At 49.1% G+C, this 26,199-nt stretch carries 10 protein-coding genes; 4 read left to right on the top strand and 6 right to left on the bottom strand.

Features of this window, described 5'->3' with window-relative positions; translation table 11 throughout:
- Positions 1 to 4: 4 nt before the first annotated feature.
- The 6 genes from DRW39_RS20150 to DRW39_RS20125 are packed head-to-tail and all read right to left on the bottom strand — an operon-like array spanning position 5 to position 22,544.
- Positions 5 to 8,398, bottom strand: a complete 8,394-nt coding sequence (locus tag DRW39_RS20150) for an RHS repeat-associated core domain-containing protein (protein ID WP_116108896.1) — start codon at positions 8,396 to 8,398, stop codon at positions 5 to 7.
- 39 nt (positions 8,399 to 8,437) lie between these two features.
- Positions 8,438 to 10,810, bottom strand: a complete 2,373-nt coding sequence (locus DRW39_RS22385; RefSeq protein ID WP_157976259.1) for a choice-of-anchor Q domain-containing protein — start codon at positions 10,808 to 10,810, stop codon at positions 8,438 to 8,440.
- Complete coding sequence (locus DRW39_RS22380; protein WP_157976258.1) at positions 10,807 to 12,642, bottom strand: hypothetical protein; 1,836 nt, start codon at positions 12,640 to 12,642, stop codon at positions 10,807 to 10,809. The genes DRW39_RS22385 and DRW39_RS22380 overlap by 4 nt, the downstream gene beginning before the upstream one ends.
- A 10-nt stretch (positions 12,643 to 12,652) precedes the next feature.
- Positions 12,653 to 19,258 (bottom strand): hypothetical protein, encoded by a 6,606-nt coding sequence (locus DRW39_RS20135; protein WP_116108893.1) that lies wholly within the window; start codon positions 19,256 to 19,258, stop codon positions 12,653 to 12,655.
- 24 nt (positions 19,259 to 19,282) lie between these two features.
- Positions 19,283 to 20,368: a hypothetical protein gene (locus DRW39_RS20130; RefSeq protein ID WP_116108892.1), complete on the bottom strand. Its 1,086-nt coding sequence runs from the start codon at positions 20,366 to 20,368 to the stop codon at positions 19,283 to 19,285.
- 46 nt (positions 20,369 to 20,414) lie between these two features.
- The gene (locus tag DRW39_RS20125; protein ID WP_157976257.1) at positions 20,415 to 22,544 is read right to left on the bottom strand and encodes a hypothetical protein; all 2,130 of its coding nucleotides are present in this window, start codon (positions 22,542 to 22,544) and stop codon (positions 20,415 to 20,417) included.
- Positions 22,545 to 22,900: 356 nt separating this feature from the next.
- On the opposite strand from DRW39_RS20125, the gene DRW39_RS20120 reads away from it, so the two are divergent.
- From DRW39_RS20120 to DRW39_RS22375, 4 genes are all read left to right on the top strand, one after another.
- Positions 22,901 to 23,095 carry a hypothetical protein gene (locus DRW39_RS20120; RefSeq protein WP_116108890.1) on the top strand — a complete coding sequence of 65 codons (195 nt, stop codon included), beginning with the start codon at positions 22,901 to 22,903 and terminating at the stop codon, positions 23,093 to 23,095.
- Positions 23,092 to 23,700 carry an IS3 family transposase gene (locus DRW39_RS20115; protein WP_116108889.1) on the top strand — a complete coding sequence of 203 codons (609 nt, stop codon included), beginning with the start codon at positions 23,092 to 23,094 and terminating at the stop codon, positions 23,698 to 23,700. Before DRW39_RS20120 ends, DRW39_RS20115 begins: the two co-directional genes overlap by 4 nt.
- Positions 23,619 to 23,933 (top strand): integrase core domain-containing protein, encoded by a 315-nt coding sequence (locus DRW39_RS20110; RefSeq protein WP_116108888.1) that lies wholly within the window; start codon positions 23,619 to 23,621, stop codon positions 23,931 to 23,933. The genes DRW39_RS20115 and DRW39_RS20110 overlap by 82 nt, the downstream gene beginning before the upstream one ends.
- Before the next feature lie 429 nt (positions 23,934 to 24,362).
- A complete protein-coding gene (locus DRW39_RS22375) occupies positions 24,363 to 26,183 on the top strand; it encodes a hypothetical protein (protein ID WP_157976256.1) in 1,821 nt (606 codons plus the stop codon).
- The last annotated feature ends 16 nt before the right edge of the window (positions 26,184 to 26,199 follow it).

Raw genomic sequence — 26,199 nt, 5'->3', positions numbered from 1 at the left:
CTGGCTAATCCAATTTACGTACAATGTCAGCGGTGTGACCAGGGTTCGCTGAAGAGCTATTGGCTACTCTCGTACCGGTGATCCTTAACTCTGAAGCCCCCTCTTTTCTTGCATATTCTTCAAGTGTTCGAAGCAAGCTGACCACGTTCCTAGTCCCGACTTCATTCTTCGCTTCATTAGCAACTGCTCCAACCGGATATATAGCTAACTCTGATACAGTCATAACGCCATCTTTTAGATCAACGTTACCGAGAAACTCAACGGCATAATCACTACTCTCAGCTTTGAAAGTTCCAGCGATTTCATCTGCATTTCGGCCGATCTGACCTGCTATTTTATCGCCTGCAAAACTAAAAGCCTTTGACCCCTTTCCAAATGTCATAACATCAAGAGGAATGAATACCAAAGAAGCACTCATCGAAGCATACTCCCCTTCATCAGCGGCTATCGCTGCATCAAACATGCTGTTCATAACTGAAGCCGAAGAATGCATTAGCCCGATTACCTCGCGTGTAGGCTCAAGATGAACTCCCATTATCTCAGCTACTCCTGAGTTAAACTCAACTGAATGTAGAAGATCCTTAAAGTCCTGCGATAGCGGCAAGCTGTTATTTATAGCGTGGTTGCTTCCTTCATATCCACTCTTAGCTCTGCGGGTACCATGCGCAATTCGGTCTTCCCATGATTTCTTTTTGTTATCAAGTGCCGACTTGAACCAATCAACTATGTCATTGATCCATTGCATCTCCAACCCATCTACATCTATGGCAGCAATTGGTGTATTACTAGCAAATTGATACGGCGTCAGTTCCGGATAGTCCGGACTCAAGGGGTCCACGCTCAGGAACCGACCTAGTTGAGGATTATAGATCCTAAACCCGTAGTCGTAGGCGGTGGTACCGCTGCCCCACTCCCCGTCGCTATCGATTTCTTTTCCGTTGAACGCGTAACGGTAGTCGTCCAGTTGCAGCCTTGCGCTACCCTGGCCGGCGTGATTGGCTTCCCCCTGTCGGTTCAGCTCCATTCCAAAGGCAAAATAGTCCCGGTGACTCACCACGGCCGGTACTCGGTACGTCCGGTCCGTAATGTCAGTATAGTCAACCACCTCCTCGCCAAACGTGCTTACGACGTTGCCAAGGTGGTTGGTCAGTTCGTACCGGCGCAGGCCGAAGGCATCGGCTGGCGTATTGCCCTGTGTCAGCGGTAAATTGCGCACGACTTCCCCCAGGCGCGACGAGCCATAGAGGTAATTCGTCGCTAGCGTGAACGGGTTCACATCGGTGTAATTCCCACTTGCAGTATTGTAGGCTTGCTCACGGGCGTACGTGCTCAGAACCGACCCCTGCGCGTCGCGTACGTAGTAGGTAGTCGTAGCGTTTTCCGGCTCCCCTACTCCACCGTCCTGGCCGGTAAAGCGCCACTTCACCCACCGCTGCTGATCCGGACCGTAGGCAAAGCGGGTAAGGGAACCTGCTCCCTCAGTGTTCTGCTCGCCGGGCGTGATGGCAACCTCCGTTACCTTACCGTAGGCGTTCCAGTCGATGCGACTCTGCTGGTCGGGGTTGATTTCCTGGACCAGATTGCCGCTACGATCGTAAGCGTAAGCGTACTCCCCGTCCAGGAACGGGAAGGGCTGGTACGTTTCGGTTGGAGCACTGCCGGCCCGACTGGCCTGCACGGAGGTAAGTAGGTTAGTACCCGGCCGGTAACCGTAGTTCAAGCGATTGTGCGCTCCACTGACGGTGCCGCTGCCGTCCCCGGCCCGGTACCAGCGATCCAGGTAGCGAACGTTCCCGGCCCCATCGTACGCCGGCGCCTCCACCGCCTTTAGTAGGTGGGCGTAGGCGGGGGAGACAATCTCTTCCGGTCGCGTTTCCTGACCGTAAAACACCTGATTGCCGTAGCGCACACGGTTGAGCTGATCGTACTCGCCGACGAGGGCCGCGGTACGGAAACTATCCACCACCGTCGATTTATAGTGACGAACGATATTTCCGTTGAATAGCTCATGGTCCGGCGGCAGATCGGCATCGAAGGGCGAGTAGAGCCCTCCCCCGATCGGCTCATAGTCCCCGTGAAAGTACTGGTTAGCCCAGCGGTAAATGTCCCGATTATCTACCCAGTCCAGTACGTAACCGGGTTCGTTTCGGAAGCCGTCCATGTTCATATCCTGGCGGCTAGTTTCCTGGTAGTCATCACCCAGCGAACCGTTCAACCCCTTTATCCAACCCTGTAGCGTATAGGCGTAGTCCAATCCCTGAAGTCGGTCTTGTCCCAATACGGTTCTGCGCAGCGGGCCGTGGTCGTAGTACTGATAGGCCGCCTCCCGCTTCCACAGGTTGCTTCCGGTGTAGTTGGTCTCAATTTCGCTGCTGAAGGCCTCACTCAGGCGGTTCAGCTTGTCGTAGGTATAGTAGTAGCTGAACTGGTCGGCTTGCCCGCGCTGGTAGTGCAGATAGTGCACGTTGCCGGAGATCAGATCGTAGGTATACTCCAGTGTCTTAAAGCGCTGCGCCAGGTCCTCCAGCTCCACGAATTCCTGTATAAGCTGGGAGACATTTCCGGCGATGTCGTAGCCGTAGTGGCTGGCAAACGCATAGTCGTCATCCGCCCCCTGAGACGGGGAAAGCTGTTCTGCGTAGGTGGTTGCCGCCACGCGGTTACGGAGCGTAAGTTCCTGGGTAGCTACGGGTAGACTCGTCAGGGGGCTTTCGGTGTAGTAGGTTCGCGTGACCCCGTAGCGCGCCGCTCCACCAAAGAAAGCGGACAACCCTCCGGAACGAGCCGAGCCCACACGTTCGGATAAGGTAGTAGCAGTTACTCCAGCCAATTCACCCACTTCTACCGGGCGCCCTAAATTGTCATAAAGGGTATAGCTGGCCCGTTCCAGCGAATCCTGCCGGCCGTCGCGGCTCAGCACCGGCCGGCCCAGCGCATCGTACCAGGTTTCCGCTACGTCCCGATCGGGAGCATCGCTGAGCGTTACCTCATTGAAACTGTTGTATCGATAATGTGTCAGTAGTTGGTGCTGCGGTAGTATCGTAGTTAAAGCCCCGCTTGGGGGAAGGCTCTCGGTAATCGCTGCCCGGTACTGGCTCACCGCTACGGAATCATTGGCGGGATCCATCAGCGGGGCAACTCCGTGGGGCGGTACCGTCAGGGCCAGGTTGCCGGCCTGGTCGTAGTAGTAAAGGGTATAGTGGTAGGTATAGGGCACGTACCGCATCCGTAGCTTGTCCGTGATGCCCTCCAGGCACTGCCGGCGCAGGGCAAGTTCGAAGCTGTCGACCAGAGCAGCCGTGTACTGGGTGTAGTAAAAGCCGGCCTCTTCTTCGGCGCGGGTCAGCAGTTCCTGCCGACAATCATCCACCGGTGCAGACAGAGGGGGGATTTCGGCGGCCGGATCAGCGCAGATCAAACAGGTTTGCGAAGAATCAATCAGCCGAGCGTAGTCCACCCAGGTGCGGGACCAGCCAAAGGCAGCGTTGAGTTGCTGAGCCTGGAGGGCCGCTACGTCAACACTATCACCACCACAGACCGCGCTGGGCGAACTGCCCAGTTCCTGCAGCAACTCATCGCGCGTGGCACAGAAGCGGCCAGCGGGATTAAATTCTGCCGGAATCACCAGATCCTGCGTCGGGAAGAGACCGGCAGTTTGTCCTTCAATAAAATCACTGATGACTGAGAGCGTCTGCTCGAGGCGAGAGACCGGCATGCGATTGAGCGCCGCCATGGCAGCTATCTGATCCGTCGACAGATAGGTTGTACTTACCGAGGGAGCTTCACACTCGGAGCAAGCACAATCTTCCAGTAGGTAGTCCCACCGGGACTCCAGAAACGTACGGTTTAGCGAGAGCCACATGGGTACCTGCGCCGACCCAATGGTTAACGTGCCGGCGTATTCATCGTACTCTGATGGGGCCGGCGTCGAAATCAAATAGGGGTTGCAATCACCTGTGATGCAAACCGAATCATTGAAGTATGCGGTTACTACCTCCACAAAAGTTCGGTAAGCACCTGGGGAAGGAATGCCTTCCGGAACGGAGGATACCGCGCGCGGTTGCCCCCCGGTCCCAGATCCACAACCGGTAGCACAAATAGCCAGCAACTCATCGATGATGATTGGTATATCGGTTGAATCGATGCCCGAACAGCCACGGAGCTGTTCTTGCCAAATCGGTACGTAATCCGCACACGCGCTCTCACAGCGTTCGTTCTCCGTTTTCCTTAACTGCCCTTGTAGACCAATATAGGGTTCTTCGTTTAGGAGCTGATCTACGCTGCTGGGAACCCCGGCTTGCACTACCTCGGTTTGCGTGGTAAAAACAACCCGGGCGGTATACTGACCGTAGATATCCTGATCGGCAGCGGAGCATCCGCTGGGTGTGCTACAGGGAAAACCCTGGCACGCGGGTTGGTCTAGACACTGCCATTTGGTTCCGTGTATCGCAGTAGAGTTGTTCTGTCCGTAGGCATACTGCTGCTGTTCGATGAAGGTGCTTTTTCGGCTTAGGTACAAGTCGCGTAACATTTGCCAGGCAATGTCCCGCTGGTAGGCCTGTGCGGGATCGGTCGTGGGCCATACCCAATTATTTTGTCCGGTGGGATCGGAGGAAAACAGGGCATTGAGTTGACGCGGCAGTATATTATCCAAGTTGTTCTGCGGCGCACCAGTATGTCCGTACAGCGCAGCTTTAAATTCCGACTCCAAACTACTATTAGTATTAGGTACGAAAAATGCATCGTTTGCCACTAATCGATCCAATGCTGATTTGATGTCAGCTGAAGACATGAGGGAAGCAGACGAGGAAAATCCAAGCGCGGAACTGGCCGATTGATAAGTGTGTATTCCCCTGAGCAGATCATCGAATGCATAACTTGAAACCAGGGAAGATTGATTAGTAAAATCAACGCGCTCTTGGCAGAAGTCCAGGAGCCCGCGCTCTGGATGATACTCAAGCAGCACCCCAACCCAAGCGGTATCGAAGTTTTCTACAAATTGCTGGACGGTAAGATTTTCTACCATCAGGTTGTCCCCGTCAACCAAGACGGTTTCACCGTCCCAATCCAGCCCGGCAAAAAATGGTTTTGAAGTTGCTGGATCAGTTGTAAAAATTGATAGGGGGCTGTTGGGGTCTGCCGTGTAACCCAGCACATCTCCCAAACTGTTGGTTTGAACTACGTAGCGAGCGTACTGACCGGTCGGCTGAACATCACTCCGCATTTGTATAAGCAGAACGTCACAGGGTGAAAGGTAGGTGCAGAAGTCCGCGCAGCTATCCGGTTGCATACCGGCGGGAAGACTACAATCACATTCATAGCATCCACTAGTATCGATCTGGGCGATATAGGCCGCGGTGAATTCCTCGCTCGCTTGCACACAGGAGCCATCCGCTAAGAATTTTTGCCGGGCGGAATCAATCCGGCTTTCACTTAAGCGGACCGATTTGGTGATGTGGTATTCACCTACCCCCAGCAAGAGATTACTCATGTCAAGCTCGCTACCGGCAAAGCAATCACCGGAGTAGTCACCACTTGAACGTACACTATTCCTTTGAAACACGACGGGCAAGCTCGTAAACCCGCTCACCTCATCGGAGCATAGGCTGCTGGCTGAAATTTCCACCGTAATGTCGTAGTAACAGTCAAAACAGTCCTCGGGGGTTGAACAGCATTCGCTATAGGATTCAGCCTCCTCTAAGGCGTAACAAATATCGTAATAACCGTTAGCCGCAACGAGTAGACTAAAGCTAGATTCGACGCGATCGCCGTAGCGTACATTATTTAGTATGCTTACTTCAACCGCATTGCCTGTTAGAGGTGGGGCGGATTCTGACGGGCCACCAAGCGTATAATCATTCTCATCTTGGATACTCAAAATACTGCGATTCAGTGCGGTAGTGTCAATGCCCACATCGTACAATTCAAACCCCTCGTTGGCACCGATGCTGTCAAAATACTCCTCAGTATAGGGATCCGTCCAGGTCTGGCCGGGGACGCGTTCGGTGACGACAATTTCGTAGGCTTGACCATTGGTGGGTAGGAACGGTTGACCCGCAGGATCTAGATTAGGCCGGTAAGTATAGAAGCGCCCCGCATATCCGCGGGCAAACTCGAGCGTGCCGGGAGTCAAGAAGGATAGAAAATCAGCGGGAGTCGTTCGTAAGCGCGGTAAGTAAGTCAGTAAGTTGACCCCGGGGTACAATGTTGGTCGAAAGGTAGTATCGACTGCGATACCTTCCACTACTAAGGTGTCGAGCTGCTCAACACCGACCATGTACCCCCGGCCTACCTGAAGAGCTTTGAGTACGTTGTCCTCCTCGCTGATCTCGGGGATGTATAGCTCAAGTCCACCTAAAGTGTCTCGCCCCTGCACGTAAAGAAGATTATTATCGGCAATTACGGAGGCAAAGACCGAAGCTGGCCGGGCATCACGGGGGGCTACATCCAGTCCTACGAGGTTAAGACCGGGTTGCAAAATGATGGTGTCCCGTACCATCCGCGGTTGGGGGGTAGCCCTTACGTACTGACACGTTTGATCTGAGACCAAACCCTCGCTGTCCGTAGCCGTAAGGCAGACTACATAGGTTCCGGTTTCCGGAAAGGTATACACAGGGCTTTGCTCCGTAGTAGAGTCTAACTCCGCAAATTTCCATTTATAGGATGTTGCGGCAAGGGAAGTATTATTGAAAATAAAGGTTCTGCCGGTAGTGTCGGAGGCATCGACGGTGAAGCCGAAGCCAGCCTGAACTTGTTTGATGGGGATCAGGTTAGGGGGCGATTGCCCAGCCAGAGCGGTGGCAACTGTCCGTCCTTTAGCATCCAAATAACTTACGGTAGCCTGTCCGTTAGGGTCTATGACCATCGTCTTTTGGTAGTGGCTGGCTCTACCTACGTTCACTCCGAACAAACGGTCTAGTTCCCACTGGTTGGGCTTGCCGTAAAAGTAGCGTGTATCGTGTTCGCCAACTTGAAGCCGAGGCCCCACCCCACCCTGTGTCCGCACGCGTCCCGTATTGTCTGGCGTATAGCGGGTAACCGCAAAGGGGTACCCCTCACCATTCGGAACGAATGCGTTCGTACTATCTATACGGTCATTTTCTCGGCTGTAGAACCGGCCAGCACCGGCGTAAGGACTCATCGGTTCGGCACTGCATTCTTCCGTCGATTCTACCTCCTGCTTGCCGTAAACACGGTACGGGCCTTGCTCGGGTTCTCCAAGGGGACGGGCCAGAACGGACTCATCAAACTTCAGTGGATGATCAGCCGTACGTTCCGGATATATCGGGGCCGGCAGCACGGAAACAGCCGGACGTCCCATAGCGTCGTAGATTGTTTGTTGTCCTATCACGAATTCCGTTCTAGGATCCGGCGGTCCATTCGTTTCCCCGTACTGCAGCACTAGATTTTGCCTGCCGCGCATGGTGCCATCTAGATAGCTAACCGCCGGTAACTGTTTTGCATCCTCGGCAAAGTTCGTTGTGGCCTTCCAGTTATATTCCGACTGGTGTCCTACCTCAATGATGGCCGGGTTTAATGTTGTGCCTTCCCACGCCTGCTTTCCATAGCTGCTCCAGGGGGTATATATGCGCAGGCCATTTTCGTAGCTGACTCCGCGATATCTGCCAATAACATAACCTTCACGGTAAAGTCCAAATATCCGGAAAAATTGCGAGGTAGAAGTAAGGCGAGTAGCATTATTTCGGAAGAGATCATCCAGCGTTAAAGTTGTGCCGCCGGGCGAACTAAGAAGTTGGCCCTCCCGGCTGTCGGAGTCATAGAAAGTATATTCAAAGTCGTACTCATCGGCACAATCAATAAAGCTTACCATGGCTACGCTGTCCGGGTAAGGCGAGTTGGTAAAAAACGTTTCCTGGGGAATGGCAGTTACATCCAGACCGCACGGTACGGGGGGGATGGAAACTTCGCCCATAAGGCGCATCCGGGGTGAGGGTTGCGGTAGGGTTGGATCACCATTAAAGGTAAGATTTCGGATCTCAATCTCCATCCGCCGGCTGTCCTGAAATGCAGGAGCCAACAGCGGTGTTTTACCGCCCGCACTGTTGGCATCTACGGTAAGTTCGTAGATTTTCGATCGCGTGGCTGAATTGTGGTATGCATCCCCAATTTTCCAGAACCGGACCTCAATAGTTATCGTGTAAGCGCCAACCTCTACGGGATCTTGACCGTTACGTAATACCTCAAAAACAATCCGATTATCGATTGATGGTGGTTCCGACTGATGCGCATCCGGGCCCTCCAGTAACACATCCTGTACGGTAAAAACCTCCTGTACGGTAAGCGGGGTGCCCTCGATCTGATTGACGAAGGTTTGGCCTACAGCGTAGGGTAGGTAGGCAAAGATTACAGATGCAATTATTAGAAGTAAACGAGACATATTAATGGACGCTTAGGGAAGATAGTGGTAGTGAAAAGTTTAATTGCAATTGGTTGCAGGAGAGCCCATGCCTGAGGCAGGCATCAAACCTCCAATCGCGATGTACACTTTATCAATCTGAGCATTAGCCTCACGGTAGGCGATGTCTACGGTATTATACCCTTGCCGAAGTTCGTAGGAGTTTCCAACTACCTCCTTCCAGGCAAATGTGGAGGAAGCAACCCCCTGAAACCATCTTTGCCAAGCGCCCTGATTTACCCGTATCCAATATGAGTCCGAATCTCCCCCGTTTGGACTTCTAACTCTGGCAAAAAGATTATAAAAGCCCGGAAGTGCATTATCCAAGGTGAATCGGATGCGATTCTCTGGTACATCCGCCGGCGGTGTACTCATCGAGTTTTGCCCGATGTAAACCGAGAACTGCTGGTTCGAAGCCGCGTTATCCAATACGGTGCTGAAGTTATTGCCGACCTCGGCGCACTCAGCCTCAAGCCAGAATACTTCTTGGAGGGGCACATCCGGTGTACAAGAGTAGGCTGAGCCCCCCGGACCGTCGGTTGGTAAAGTACCACCAATAGACAAATAAATTTTTTCGAGATCTGTATTCGGTTCCCGGTACGCAAAATCTATGCTGTTTTCTCCGCTGATCAGATTGAAGGGACTACCACTTACTTCATTCCAGGCAAAAACGGAAGAACGTAAACCCTGATTCCAGTTCACCCAGGCACCGTTGTTGATACGAACCCAGTAAGAATCTGAAGTAGCCGTCGGGGCTCGAACGCGGGCGAATAAGGTATAGCTTCCTGCAATGGCATTGGGGATAATAAACCGCACGCGGTTCTCGGGTAAATCTGGAGGAGGATTGCCCGTCGAAACCGGCCCATTGTACCTTGCATAAATTTCTCCACCCCCGGCGGTGTCCACCCGAATAGTGAACTTGTCTCCAACCGTTGCACAATCCGCAGCCAAGAAAAATTCGTCTTCTTCTACATAATCCCCTTCACACACATCGCCAACACCATCACGATCACCGTCATTTTGGTTAGGGTTGTAATCATTTGGGCAATTATCGTAGCCGTCAGCTACGTAGTTATCGGGTGGGACCTCACCGTAGGCAAAAACGTCTGGGTCGCCATAGCCGTCGCCGTCAAAGTCTGCGTAGAAAATGGGAGGGGATAGTTCTAATGAACCGATCTCGCGGCGACCACCATAGATCGGCTTGTTTATTTGATCACGACTGTCGTCATTTGGATCACCCTGATCTATGATCGGATTACCAGCAACAGGTAGATGAGATAAAGTATATCCTCCATTATTGGCAAGCGGATGCCACTCACTTGGTAAACCCTCCAAGTCCGTTGCTCTTTGCAGAAATTGTCGAGCAGGATCCTTACCAATAAAGTTGTACCCGCCAGAGTTTTTCATTCCATCTGATACTAGGATATCGGGATTAGCGACTGGGCCAATGTTGTTCGCTATCACCGTCCCTGAAATATCTAAATTTGCGGCTGGCTCCTGTTGTGCATAACCGCCGCCATCTGCACTTTGGTTGTACATAATAGTACTCCTAAATATTTCCATTTCCTTACTATTATAAATACCTCCACCAACGACACCACTAGTGTTTCCTGATATTGTAGACCTATCAACTGAAATAGTACTATTATTTACGCCGTGAATGCCACCTCCGCGAGCCTCATTAAGGCCAAGAGCAGAGTTATGCGCTATTGTGGAAGAAGTTATTATTAGAATTCCTCCCGTATTATATAACCCTCCTCCGGCTGAGTAAGAATTTAAACCTGCCCCACCCTTAGTCAAAAAATTATTTGATATTTCACTCCTTTCAATTTGAACAAATGATTCAGATTGTTGAGATATAGCCCCACCAACCTTATTTGCAGAATTATAATTAATTTTGGAATTGTAAATATATAGTGTGTCAGATGGGCCAACGTAGATAGCACCTCCGGCGTCAGCTGCTTGATTGCCAGAAAGTCTGACTGAAGATAAAATAGCGCTTCCTTCGTCAATTAGTAGTGCTCCGCCTCCGGGAACAGAAGCATTCCCATCAATAACACTTAGATACTTAATTTCGACCTGTGCTCCTTGTGTTATCTCAAAAATTCGTGTTGTTGATCCACCACTTATAATTGTTACTTCGTATCCGTTGCCGACAATAAATAATTGTTTGTCGAGTATTATTGGTGATAAAAGATTAATGGAAAAAGAATTAATCATGTCTGAGAATAAGATACTATCTCCGGCATTAGCGCTGGCAACTGAGTTTCTCAATGAGCCCTCTCCTGAATCATTGATTGTAGTAACGACAACATTAGACGCGGAAACAATGCTGCTAATCACACAAATTATACCGACGGTTATTGATTTAATTGTTAATTTTCCTTTGTTCATTGTACGAGTTTGAGATTGATTGTATGATATATTGAGCTTCCGTACGGATCGAAGTACTGTATAAAATAGAGCCCGCGTGGGGCATCGGTTAGATCAAGAGTTATTTCACTAGTAGAATTTGTATAGTCAACAGTATATGTCTTGCCAAGATTATCTACCACACGTACAGCAATTTCACTGTAAGCGCAATTATTTATAGCTGGTATTGTAAAGTATCCACCAGTTACAATAGGTTGTGAAGTGCCACAAACACTAATAGAGTCAGGTGTGCATCTTGTAATGACAGAAGGTTTAAGCTTCCAATTCCCCCCCTCATTTGATGTGATACTTTGTACAAAAGCTTCGGAAGTCATTGATTTTGAAAACATCGAAAAGTCTGTGAAAGACTGTGGGTATAATTGCTTTCTTTTCAAGCAAGGAACATCTAGCCCTATAGGAATTTTTGCATGTAATATTTTAAAGATTCCAAAATTAGATATTACTGAAGCGTGTGTATAAAGCAGACTTTTCTTATCATTTGTATAAGCAATTTTTTGCTCCACCCCATTAGTCAGGGTATCAACTTGATGCGTACTTATAGGGCTGAAATAGTAGTCTGTAGGCGTGGAACGTATAGTGGCTCTAGATACTGTTTGATCGTATATTCCATTGATCTTTAGTTTCAAAATGAAAGCCTCTTGACGTGCACCTCGCGCCGCTGCGTATATTATGCTGGTATCTTGGTGCGTAGTTGATACAATATTGTTTACTGAATAAAGATCTTCAGGCCAAGAAATGTGATCGAGTGGAGTAAAATTAGCTGCCAGAAGCCATAACGATCCGACAAGAGTAGTATCAGAAACCATTGAAGATCCAGAAACAACTATGTTCCCGTTTTCCAAGATTGATAGGTCATGATAATCAACATTTTGTTCCGACACAGCGCACCGAAGAACATTACCAAAAGAATCGAACTCTGTTAATAGACCATGTTGCTTCTCATAGGTGACACTGCCGCAAGCTATAAAGTGCCCGTTAGTCAATTTAACAGAGTTATTGTAGTAAAATGCCGAAGCAGTCTTGCCATTGTGTGAAGCAATCCGATGCATTTTTGAATTCACAAGGCCTTGCTGCACATTGCTGAATCTTGACGTAGTAATGACTCTGGTGGAATCCGTGTCATTGTCAATTTGAGCGCCTAAAACTAGCGTATTCGTATCCTTCTTTGGAAGATATTCAGATTGAGCAATTGGACCAAAAGAAGTAGTATACTCTTCTTTGCTAAAAAGTCTTGTCCAATTTTCAGTACCATCCATTTCTGATACGCTTAATAATATAGGCTGTCCTATATCATCATCAAAGTAATTTGTTTTTCTACCACTTATCAGTATAGTATTATTCGGCATGACCTTGGCATCGTAGAAGTAGCTCCCATATTCTGTCTCATATCTCCAAATTTGTTTTCCACCCGGATGATATTTTACTAGCGCACCATATTGTGGAATGTAATCATGGAACGGTGGGGCTTCAGATGCTTTATTATGAGTACTGAGAATATAATAATACCCATTGCTCTCGAATACTTTTACTGGAATATCATATTCATTCGTTAAATCCATTTGAAAAACACCGCAACATTCATCGTAATTCATATATGCTATAGAATCCGAACTGTAACCCGTTTGAGTAGTGCTCATATTCATCTCTCGCTGATTTGCTGGGAAGTACTGATTCCTATAAATACGAGTGCCATATATTGTCGTCTCAACTTGGCCAATCAGCTTATTTTGGCCTAAAACAATGAGCAAGAATATTATTTTTAAAAAATGTTTCCAATTGTATTGATGGCACATAATTACAAGATTAGCGACTGGAACGATTCTGAGGGGCAATATTGCTGTGCTGTTCGGTAATGGTCATAATGCCTCGCTCCGTTTCCCTTTTTTGACGAATAAGCATACCTTCATCATCGTATTCGTAATACACTGCATAGCCGCGATCGTCCAGTTGAGCCATCAGGCGAAGTGTATGTGGATCATACACATAGCTTGTCATCTCTGATTGATAGGGTTGGACTCTAATGTCGTCGAAGTAGAAAACCTGTGTACCACTGCTACTTTGTGGCGGCTCTATGCGTATGGATATCTGTTCAGCGTTCGCCGGAATTGTTACCGGTACACTTATTTGCTGCCATCCATCAACGATGGGACCCTGCGCATAAGCCAACGCCACGTCAAATGTAGATCCTCCGATCGATGCGGTTACAGATAAATGAGCGGAAGCCGAAGGATTATTTATTCCCATAGCGGTGCCATCAAGGCTCGCAGGGCTACGACCGGACAGAATACTGGTAGATGATGCCACCCAGGCGGATACTAAATAGGTGCTGTCTGCCCGCGGAGCGAATTCTGCAATACAATCGCAATCTTGAAGACCGTCACACCCTCCGGTATCCGGATCACAGTAGTTGGTTGCGAAAGACTGTACAATCGCTGACCCCCCTCCCGTTACAGCAACCGAGTGCTTTCCAGTGTGCGCGACGGAATTCACCACCTGGTCTCGGTAGGCATCTACATCGAGCCTGCTTCCAAGCATCCCAAAATGACGCTCCCAACGTTCATCGCCGGCACCGGGGGTGTACAGGTAATCTTCAAAACCATCAAAACCAATGTCGCTAAATTTAGCGTTTTGCGCTACACTTACGGGAAGTTGTCTTCCGTGTGCATACTGCGCCCCACTATGAATGCCTAGCGCGTCCTGGGTGGAAATATCGTGTCCCTTTTCGTCATATTTGGTGACGCGGTTTTGCAATTGATGACTTGCTCCGTTTTGATATTTTTCACCCTTGAACCAAAATGGCAAGTATTCAACAAAGGTACCGTCGGTATAAATTAGTGGTTGAGTATAGTTGTTTCTAGAATCATCGATGGGAGATGGTCCACTTACTACCGTGGAGAAACCTCTTGGCGTCTCCTTATAGACGTAATTCGCTTGCGGACGCCAGTTGCCACGTTCGCCAAGTAGATAAGGATTTTGATCTCCTGGTTTCCAGTGAGCACATAAATCAGGTGTTTGCAGTTCGAGCCTCATTTCACTTGTCGATACCTGCCGTAGGCCACGCTGAGAACAGTCAATCACAATATCTCCTCCATCCGAACTACAAAGCATACCAGCGTTAGTTACGTGAATATCCTCTACGTGAGTAGTACCGCTATAGCTTCTCATGTGAATGTTGTTTCCATTGTCGAGAAACTCACAGCTTCTAATCTTTACCCATGTTTCGTCATTCTGATATACGCGATATGTATTACTCGATGTACACTCAATATACTCCCATATATCGGCTATCAATAAAAAATCTGCATATCGAAAAAACAGTTCTTCGCAATCCGAAGGGCAAAGTGAATCTTTCAACTCTGCCCAGTTATAGTTGTCGACCGTACATTCACCCTCGTCTACAATAGGATGCCTTTGCACTACATTACTAAATCCAGACTCACAGTTAGACGTAGTGTCTATTGGTGTTCCAGTACTGTAATCAGCGATACTGTCACAAATGAGTGCCCAATCATCTAAGTAAACGGTTGCATTGGAACTCAATACGGAGGTTGAGGGGAGATCAACTGACCACCATCCTTCATCTTGCGTAGGTGGGTTGAGAGAAACGGTTTGACCCGCTTTCGCGTTTACTTGGTTACGGTTCCCGCTAGATAAGATTTTACTGACGTAAGCGTCCGAATTTGTAGGTATCGCTACGGTATTTCCTAGTTTGCCTAGTTCATCTATAAGACGTATGGAATCTTTGTACATGGTCGCATAAAATCTATGGCGCTGCCTAGACGGTTCGCGTAAATAGCAAATGACCTCGTCACCCTCGATCAGATTAGCGACTTGAATGGTATCGGCTACCCATAATCTTCCATCCTTTACTATAGTATTCTGGAATTCTACCCCCTGATTTCGGTAAGCGGCTTGCATTCCACGGTGTGGTTCCATCCAATACGCAGGCAGATTCTGAGTATAGACTGGTTGGTCAAATTCGTTTTGGATACTACTCAAAAGTACTTGTCCAGTCAACCCATCCCAACGGTGGTTAACGGTTGCCAATGAAGATCCGTTGTTGGTGACCTCGACGCGATCGAGAATTCCGTAGCGCCTAATCAACTTAGTTGTCGTAGCCGTACGAACGGAGGTTTCCGCCCGGGTTATCTGGGGGTAGGAAAACACTCCAGCCAGGGGGAACGGAGGAAACGGCAATACGGAGGTCTCACCGTTTATTTGTACACCTCCGCCGAAAGAGTTAGACTCCACTTCGGTGGTTTCCGTCCAAACGTCAAGATCGATTCCCAATAGACCGGTTACGGCGTTGACACCACCCGATCCGGTTTGGTTAACCAAATCGACCTTGTTATTAAGTAAACGGGAGCCGACGCCCCCCGCCGACGGTTGTTCAAGGTAATGGTAAACCGTTGAACTGATTACGGATCCGCCAGCGTCGTATTCGTATGACGCTTTTTGCTTTCCGTGCATATCGTTCGTTTGTATAACAAACCCCTGCGCATAGGCTAGATAGTCTTTTACCCGAGATACAAAGGGCAAAAGCCGTGTGAAGGGATTGATCCGTTTGCGATCCGGCCGTGTCGCTTTGGCAACCACGGGGAAATCCCGTGTAGTAAAGTACTCAAACACCGTGGTTCCCGGCTGGCTTTGTTGGTAAACTTCCTCCAGTTCCGCCGTCACCGTAACCCGAGAATATCCTACTTGCGCGCCCGGATAAAACTGTAGTCCAAGTGGTGCTTCGCTGTAGTAGGTTTCATCGGGTGCTAAGAAGTTTCCCTCGACACTCTTTTCCTGGTTTACGTAAAGCATCTCCTCTTTGCCAATCATCGGTTCGTTAGAGGCCACTCCGCTGCTGATGATTTCCCCGGTGAGTTCATCCTCCCGGGTATAGGTATAGCGCTTTACGTAGCGAGTCTGATCGGGTGCCCAGGCATCATCCAGAATAATTCTACTGACTCTGGATCCATCGCCGTATTTACCAAAATCGGCGTCGGCCAAGCGAACGAAGGATGTCGGTAAGTCCACCGAGCGGGCGTTGTTTCGACCGGTGCGGCGGGCAAAATAATTTTGTAGAGACGTACCGACGTATTCAAATGCCGCGAATAGCTTGGCGGGAGTCCCGTAACCTTCCGTCGGCGCCTCTTCGTAGAGTAACCGAGGCATTTCTAGGCGCATCTTCTCGAGGGCTGCATAGGTAAAGGGATGGTAGGAATTGGACCGCTCGGTCTCGCGGTTGTTTTTAGTGAGTCCACGGAGCCTGAGTACGATCAGGTCTCCTCCGCTTGCGCCGCCTCCCGCTACTGCTTCCAGGAAATCTGGGTCAAAATCCGCATACCCAGTTACGCGTTCCGTCGTTTCTCGGTCGCGGAAAAGAGTCACTGCACTACTAAAATAGAGCTGTTCCACGTCTTCCAAATAAAGACGGCGCAGCTCGTCCCTATCGGGCAGTACACTACCCTCCCTGCCGGGTATGGTCCCAACGTCGATGTATGTATATAAATATGGGACCGTAGCTTTTACCGACTGGCGGTACAAGTCCTCCGAGATCCCGGCTGCGGACGGCTTAAAGCTTTCGCTGAAGCCCGCAATTTTATACATCTGGCCCGCCCGCGAAGCGTGCACGTAGGCGTAATCATCCGCCTCGTATTCAATCTCAATGTTGCCGCCGGAAGGCAGGAGAATTCGCTTAAGGTTCCCTAGGGAAGAATAGGTATCCGCAATCGCTTTATCCTGTACGGAATACGGATAAATTATCGGATCTAACCCCTCGGTTAAAGCCGGTCGTTGGGTACCCCACCGATCCACCAGAAACGGTTGGTAGGTAGCCTTCGTTGTATCCCCTCCAATAACGACATCGGTACGATAATCAAATAAATAAGGATGTTCCTTTCCCCGCTCGTTATCTGCATAGGTGAAGCTAATAGATTGCAGGGTGAGTTTGCCACCACCCGCTGTGGCGTTAGGAAGGTTACCACTGATTTGGCTTGCTGAGCCGGTCGGTGCGTAGGAAAAATGAACAGTCTTTAGGGCATCAGCCTCTACGTTGAACTCCCGGAGGGAGGCAAGGGTGAAGATCTTTATGGAGTCCAACTTTTGCAGTCTGGGCTTTCCCGCTGAGGTTTCTACAACCCCATGCCGGTTCACCGGCAGCGCATCATCCCGGTCACTGGTGAAGAACACCGCGCGATGGGTACGGGAATCCATATGGTGCACGTAGTATATTTCTTTTTCGCCGTACACAAAGCTTGCCTTATCGTCGTCGGGGTCCGCAGAGTTACCCTCGTGCAGTACGGCCCGGTATTCTCCCATGGGTGTTCGCCAGCCCACGTTTGCGTTCTGGTCGTTATTCGTAACCAGCGGGGTGTAGCCGATTTTGAGGTAATCCCCCCCATCGTCCTGCGTAGGACCGTCGTCCGTTCGATCTACGTAGTCCGGCGACAAGGCCGCCGTGAGCAAATGAGCGATGGGATGGGCTGGTGTTTCAATCTGGTCGAAGTAGTGATCGAAACCACGATCGTTGGCGACGGTAATGTCTTCCTCACTGCCCGCATAACTAATGGTGCCAAATTCCGGTGTGGTTTGTGCCCCTTCGGTACTTGCAAGGCTTGAGGTAGGATCCGTATTCTCTGCCGATACACTAAAGGTCACTTCCTCCTTTCGGGTATTGTATACCGGTAGCCCGTACACGAAACTCTGTCCCGAAGGGGAAGTGACGGATATCTCAGAAATGTGGTGCCCCTTTCTTCCCGCCGCCTCACTCCAACGATCAAGGGCGGAATAACTTGGCAAACTTCCAAAATCGCCACTACTTTCGGTCCAGGGGCGATACCGAACGATCCGCTCATGGAGTCCCATTTGCACCGCTTCGGCCGCGGTAAGGTAACTTACGTGGGTGGCGCGCGGGCGTCGGTTAGGTAGCTGGGTAAGGGAGGGGACGGGTTGAACGATGGGGGCACGCGTGGATGTCGACAAGGTCTTTTTGAGGTCTCCCTGTAGCCGTAATCCAAATGTTTTGGTGATGGGCGATAGAATTCCCCTTTCTAAACTGCCGGTGATGGGCTGATCTTCGCCAATGGCCGCATAGTACTCACTGGATAGATGATTGCTGGATTCGCCTACCAAGCGCAAGTATTTAAACTCATCCGCATCGCGGTTTCTTCGAAAGCTTAGTTGGTTGCGCAGACCATTGCCCGCAGTCCAGCCCCCACGGGTATCGGACACTACATTGGCCTCAACGTTGACCGCTGCGTGTACCAGGTTGCCGAACGCACCTTCTACGCCTGCGCTTCCCGATAGGGCACTATTCTGCGATCGGGATGGACGAAATTCGCCCAGGTCATTACGGGTGACTTCAATATTACCGGTTACGCCCATCCCCGATATCGCATACGCATCCGGTGTTCCAAAAGCAATGGGAAGTCGGTGGGTATTTTCATCCAATGCCCCCGCTTTTTCGACGTTGTAGTCCATTACCGCCGCTTCGTCCGTTGCATCTTCCAGGTATAGATAACCGAAAGAAGGTTGCCGGACCACGTTACGCGATAGACGCTGCTCTACGTAGTAACCGGCGAGCCGTGCCATCGTAGCGTCAGGCCAAAAGATTTTTAAGCCTCCACTTACTTCAAAGGTCACCGAGTTGGTTACTCGAGGAAGTTCTCCCACCGGGGTGTAGGTGAACCCACCAAAACCACGTGAAATACTGCTGGATAGTCTATCGAACCCCGTATTAAAGCTAACACTCTGCAATCCCGAGCGTGAGCTAAAGTTGGCCGAAAGACTACTGCTAAAACCCTCCTGCTGAGCCTTTTGCGCAAATGATTTTAAAGGCGTGGGCGATGCGTCATTTTTCTGTTTCCCCTTGCTAAACGGAGATGCAAATTCACCGTTTAAGGCTGCAAGGACATTAACCGAAGGACTTATACTGGTGGATAGGTTATATCCGGCGTAGTTGTTGTACGATAAGTTAATTCCCGGCGATATGCCAAATATGCCAAAAAGTTCAAACTTTATACTCGGAGAAACTCCCGTAGTAATGTTCGACCGCATGTTTCCACGGTGGACTACTTCTTCTCCCCTAAAGTCATCGGGCAGTCCACGCACCTGCCGACTAATCACCCCCGGATTAAGCGTCCACCCCGCACCCACCCAGCTGGCCTCGTCCTCCATCTTATGGTCGGAAGCATAAGTTAAATTGATGGGATATCCACCCATCTCAAATAGCGGAATAGAGTAATTAAAGTTTCCGGTAAATGCGTCGACCAGATTATCCGCCCCTACGATCTGATTATGGCGAAACTCAGGCTGGGTAGGTCCGCCGGATAGGCCATACGCCGGCGTTGCCAAAAACGATTGAAAAAGGAGCAGGGCGGAAAGGGATAGGGCCGTACGCCGCTTAAGTCCGTTATACATTAGGTGGGATGTTTCTGGAGCAGGTTACTTAGTAGATTCCGCGAAGCGAAACTTGATAAAATAGGTGAGCTTACGGGAGGTGTGCATCTCTAGTTGGTACACATTGCCCGGAATCAATGCGAGGTCCGCCGTGGGAATTGCAAAGACGTTTAGACCGGCAACGAGCGAACTAAGGGGGGGCAAATTGTCCATTTGCGCTCCGCCATTGGACAGATCGATAATGCGATAGCTCAAGGCTTTCACCCCTTCGTTGTTATCGAATCCAATGCGTATTGCTTCCGAGAATTGATGGAGCCGCCCGTTTGCCGTCGTTGTCGGCATGGCATAGGCACCGTTTGAAACGACGCGCTCTTCGCCCGCTGGGCGTTCCACGGCAAAGGACCAGACTTGAGAGGATAAAAGCGTCTGCTTGCCGCGGTACAGGGAAACTTTCCAGGCGTATGACTTGCCGAACTCTAAGTCACGATTGCCAATAGGGTAGTACAAAAAACTATGGCCCAAGCCACGGCGGTACAATAGCGGAGGATTGCGCTCAATCGCCTCCGCCGGGCTTTGGCCGTCAAATAGTTCGACCAGGCTTAGCTCGTACTTGAGACCGTTACTGGATAACGAAAATGATTGAATATGCTCCCAAATTAAGGTAGGCTTAATCGATTGAATAACGGCCCCGTCTATGGGAGATAATAAGGATAGCGAAGCGTTGAGAAACGTTTGTTTTTCGAAACAACTCCGCCCCAACCGAGTGCCGTCCAACGCGATAAATTCGTAACACACAACGAAAGCCCCGGAGGTTAGCCGACCGCGAGTAGCCAGGGTACGGGATGCCTCACTTTGGCCAAACTGCGGCTGTCTAATCCACGGAAGCTGCTGCGACATTCGCTGCTCACCGGCACCGAGGTCAAAGGGACGAGTTTGGACTTCAACTACTACCTCCCCGCCGGGCGTCATTAATACGGAATTGACTACTCCACTCACGGTCTGCCCAGAAATGTTGGTAATACCGGCCGCCGTGAGGATACCTACGGTGAGGGGGCCGGCCGGGGGTGAGAGATCTACGAAGGAGACCGTCTGACCGAAAAGAAGGGCCGGTAAACTAACGAGGCAGAGCATGTAATATATATGGGTCATTCCAGGTACTGGATTTACAGTAGAATTATCATAGGTGATTTCGCCAGCTTTGGTAACTATAGATCTGGTTTCGTTTCTCATCGCTGGGGTAAGAGCGGGTGGCTCGGTAGAGTAGGCTGACGGATAGGTAAGCAAACTTGCCGATGGCGAGTGACCAATCCAGTTCAACGCCCCAGGCGGGATGCGCCTCGTAGCTGAGTTTGTCGTACCGCAGATTTCCGCGCAGATTAAGTTTGCCGGATGTTCCCATCCCAACGGCGTAGTAAAATTCTGCCACGCCTGGCTGGTCGCTGAATTCGACCCGCTGCGAGGCGTCAAACTGTATGTGCAGTTGATCAGTAATGCTGGTCTCTCCCGATCCATTCACCGTTAGGCTATTGGTCCTAACGGTCGTAGTGTCCGACCACGTAATCCCCTGGTCTAGATTAGTTAGCCCCGCATAGATGTATCCCGCTTGCCCGAATAGGCCGCGGGATCGCTGGTAGAACACTTGGTAAATCGTATTCTCGGTGAACCCCTCTTTTCCAGTAATTTCGTATCGGTATACATTGGGGGAAACGACTATCTGTAGGGCATCCAGCGGACTAAAGGCGTAGCGTAGCAAGCCATTCGCCCTAAATCTCAAACGATCATCACTGCCCTGCTGCGTTCCAATACCTCCGGATACGGATAGGTTGGCGACCAACCTTCCCCCGAAGGAAGTAGTAGAAAGGACACTCTCAATTCCTTGATAGTCCGTATACAAGTAGGGATTGGCGGGAGAAAGATACCCATTCCCCGTCCGAAACGCCGCCAACTGAAATTCTACTCCGCCGTCATTTCCGTACGTACCTCCTATCCGAAGATTTGCCTGGTTCAGGATATTCTGTATTCTACTGGCTTCCGGTGATGATCCAGCAACAAAATTGTTTGTGGAATAACTGCCTTGAAAGGTGATCCCCGAATGCGTGGATAGTTTAGTTTCGGACGAGACGGAAACAACCGTACTTTGCTGCGCCGCGGACAGCGTTAAAGGTTGGGCAGATCCCTTTGCTCCATCAGCTTTAATCAGGGACATTTCGTACGAACTTCCGTGCTCGTTTCCGTAGCGCACAGCGACGCGACCTATACGTTGACCCGCCACTAAATCGTGATAGGCTACTCCTTCCTGAGGAGTGACCCGCAAAGTAGAAATGCGTTTCCCGACCTGAAATTCGGCTCCAAACGCACCTTTTTCAAAGGCGTAGTCAACGCCCTTAATGGGTAAACCAATACTAGTCGTTGCATCCTGACCAAGGCGTGTGTTCCCCACACTTAGCCGTCGGGTCGCGAGAAAGAGTTTTTGTAAACCTGAAAGCTGATCGGACTTTGCCATTTCTGCTTTGAGGTATGCGTCCCAGTTTTGAACTACCTCGGCATCTAATGAGTCAATCAACCGATCCCCGTCACTTAATGAGACGTTGGGAGTTTCCTGTACTTGCTTGAGGTAGTTATGGTAAATACTATCGAGCTTCACCAGCTGACGCTGTAGTGCTACCAGGCGCAGGCTCTCTTCGTCAAAGTCAATTGGGTCGTAACCGTAAAGTGAATCGGCTACATGATTGGCTTGCTGATGGAGATTCTTGTATTCATCGGTTGATATAAGCCTTAGATATTCGTCCACAAAGACTGACTCATAAGCCTTCTGAATACGGGCGGATGATTCAGCCAGGGCTAGCAGAACTGACTCCTTATTTGGTAGTTCTGCGCTTAGCTGCGACTTTAATTTTTCCGTAAAGGTGCGATGGTCAAAGGAAACTTCAATCCCCGATCTTGGCCTATCGATTCGCCAATCACCTAACAATAATCGTCCGTTGGCTATGAAATCAATGCCCAGTACTTCTTTCGATAATGATATCGATACCGCCGTTTGATTGGTGACATCCCCATAATTGGTTAGTGTGTCGGCTTTTTGATAATAATTATCAATTTGGACGCTACCTCTTGATGAGACTTCTAAAAGAGTACTTATGATAGGCGATGAATTACTGTCGGATTGGGTAGTATAGAGGAGTGACTGAACTTGTCGTAAAGTACCGAACGCCTCCGTGACCGAAGGGTCAGGGTAATCCTGCCCGAAGGAAGGTAAATGGCATAGGAGTATTACTCCCACTGCAATGGGTAGGCGAATAGTATCCAAGGTGTTTTCCCGGTATGGGCTTTATAACTGGTGAGTTTCATATTCAACTCTTAGGATGTGATCTAAGAATTGAATGATGACTCAATATATTTATACGATTTGGAAATTTGGCCGGATGGGCGATAAAATGCCAAACTTTAACATATTCGTTTCGAACATCCGCTCTAAGTCGGGTCTCTAGCGATTACCTGCGGCAGCATCTGTTTATTACCATAGAAAGTGACGTATCCCCAATAATTTAGACCAGTAAATGAGACATCGTTATAATCATCATATGAGAAATGAAGCGTCGTAAGTTCACTGCAGAGTTTAAGGTCGCCGTGGCGGCCATTTCGGAGCAATAAAGTTTAGCGGAGTTGGCTTTAAAGCACCAACTGGCGCCGGCCCAGATCAGTGCCTGGAAAAGAGAATTACTGGCTGGTGGCTCGCAGATTTTTGCCAAGCCCGGCAAGGTCGTCGGGCCGGATCCACAAACGCGCGAGGACGAGCTGCTGCGCATCATCGGTCAACTACAGGTGGAGAACAACTTTCTAAAAAAAACGCTGAAGTGAGCCTTTCCAGTGAGGTGCGCCGTCACTTGATCGATCCGCAGCACCGCCAACTGAGCGTAAGACGGCAGTGCGAGTTATTGTCCGTTTCCCGTGGCGTGCTCTACTTCGCGCCGCGCGGCGAGAGTGCCCTGAACCTGGAGTTGCTGCGCCTAATGGACGAGCATTACCTCGACCATTCCTACAAGGGAGCCCGGCGCATGCATGTCTGGTTGAACCGTGACCGGGGGTACGCGGTGAGTCGTAACCGCATCGATCGGTTGTATTACGGAATTCTAGGTCTACAGTCGCTTCTACCCGGTCCACATACCTCCAGGCGATGTAAGGATCATGCCGTTTTCCCTTACCTGCTACGGGATGTGAAGATTGACCGCAGCGATCAGGTCTGGGCTACCGATATCACCTACGTACCCATGCGCCGGGGAATTTTGTACCTGACGGCCATCATCGACCTGTATAGCCGCTTCGTTGTCCACTGGAAACTGTGTAACTCCATGGAGGCGATCTGGTGGCCGAAGCCCTGGATATGCACCAAGTTACCCCGGAGATCTTCAACACCGACCAGGGGGCGCAGTACACCTCACAGGCGTTCACCGAGTTCATCCTGAGCAAAGGAATTAAGTTGAGTATGGATGGCGAAGGCCGGGCTACGGACAATGCCTTCATCGAGCGACTGTGGCGCAGTATCAAGTACGAGCGGCTGTATCTTCACGAATACGAAACCGGAAAGGAGGTCTATGATATGGTAGATAACTACCTTACCTACTACAATAACCGCCCGTCGGCACTCCTCAATTGGGAACGGTTATCCAGCGGATCGGTACCGGGCCGGCAAAATTGAAAAACCGGCTTGAATGGCCCCCAAACATATATAACTATTAACCATACGTTTTCTTAACCTCTCCAAGCTCGTGGCTTAAGAATTAAGGGCACTTCAGTATCATTCATTTTTGTTGGTAAATGAAGTCTCCTTATATTTCGGGGTCGATAGAATAAGAATCACCCTACTACCGAAGTTGAATGTCTGCTTACAATTCATATTTTCTCAATCATATGCTAAGCTTATCTAGGAGCTCAAAACTTCTTCTATATATTTAGAAAATAACAATTGTGACAACTTGGTGCTGATCCGGTGTATATTCTTATTGGAATTCCCTACCATCAATGTAGCTATCCCATACGAGCAGCTCCTTTTTCCACTGGAGCACTATTTCGTGCTATTTGCCAAACACATTGTTACTTACTATGTACTTTCAAAAGCAATTGTATCATGATAATAGACTTGATTAAAAAATTTAACATCCCTGGATTCTTAGCTATTTGCCTATATGCTCTTTTACCGCATACGGTAGCTGGGCAAATATCCACAAGTAGTAGCGCAACTTTGCAATCCAATACTTCTTCAACAGTAGATTACGATTTTGGAGCATGTTGCGAAAATTTGTGGTTAAGCCTAGATACTACAAGTCAAAAACCAGTAGATATGCTAGATTATGGAGGCCATATTTATATCTTGGCAGAAACATTTGTATGGAACTCTCCTGGGAACTCTGGCAACCAAATTACTCTGACAAAATACACTCCAAATGGAACACCTGTTTGGAAATATAGAGCTGACTTTACGAGCGAAGCAACTGGCTTAACCTATAGTGATAGTGGAGCTATATTAATTAGTGGGAACACATACTCTTCAGATTATTCTACTGGCAAGTACGAGACCGAGTCGCTGGTTATTCGAGTAGATGCAGCGGATGGAAAGGCAGATTGGATTCGCGTTTACGACCAAAGCACTACAAACAATGAATTTACATCTATTATTCGCGGCCCATCTGTGGATAGTAATTCCCAAAGTTTCTATGTATTAGGCCAAGAAATAGTGATCGGAGGACCGAATACTGCCACCATTTATCACGTGGACGAAAATTTCAACTCAATTGACATTGGCCGGTATTACGCGATACCAAACTTAGACATCAATATTAGGTACGGTAAGTGGGAATCCTTGTCGTTACTTGGGAATGGAAATTTATTGTTAGTAGGTTGGATATCTATAAACGACAGTGACCGTACCAATAAAGGCATAATTGTCGAAATAAATCCAACAGGAAGCGTTCAGCGAACAGTGCTTTCAAACGATAATATTCGATTTGAAAATACTCAAATATTGGAAGATGGCAAGATAATTTTATCTGGTGCAAAAGGGGGCTTGTCAAATTTAGAGAATTGTGCACTTTGGCTCTTATCTAGTAGTTTAGAGCCTTATGATGAGATATCCTGGCCAACAACCCTGTTCTTGAATACCATGAATGTTGCCGCTCTAACTCAGAATGACGAGTCTTATGTGTACGTCGCCCTGCTATCCTACTTTGGCGATTTCGAAACCATAATATCAAGAATACGTATTAGGGAAGCTAATGAAAATGAATCATCATCAACTGATGTTCCCAAACCACTACCGAAGGCCATGGCGACTAACTATTTCTTCGATCCGGACATATCATACCAGATGGGTGCTAACCTCTCAAGATTTACAGAAATGGCTAATATTCAGGTTTCCCGTGATAAGCAGCATTTGGTTTACACGCACAGTGGTTTTCACACCCGCGCTGCCACTGACACTCTAATTCCTGAGGGAGATATTTTATGTGCCCGTCTGCCTCTTACTTTAGAACTTGACTGCTTAAAGCAAATCGAATTTAGTACTGAATCGGACAGTTTTATGGTACAGAACTATATAGCTAATACAGGTACAACTAGTTTAAAAAATCCGATCTTACTTCCGGGTCAATGGAATTCTGCAATATCGTTCACTTCTCGATGTTTGCCTGATTTAGTTCAATGTGCCGACGTTTATCCAATTAGAACTTCTGGTTATTTTGAAATACCGGCGTTGGCGAATTGTGATCTGGATACATTGAACGTGAGCGTGGTGGATAACCTTGGGCGCGTAATATCCACTCAACAGATAATGGCATCCGACACATTCGTGGCAGATATTAGAGATAAATCTAAAGGCCTCTATTTCATTCGCTTTTTAGACCCTGTTACTGGTCATATAATACATACGGCAAGCGTGCAACTTATTTATTAAAACACTATCACCACGT

The organism is Lewinella sp. IMCC34191, assembly GCF_003390935.1.
Classification (GTDB): domain Bacteria; phylum Bacteroidota; class Bacteroidia; order Chitinophagales; family Saprospiraceae; genus Neolewinella.
This window is presented reverse-complemented; position numbering and strand designations above follow the sequence as displayed.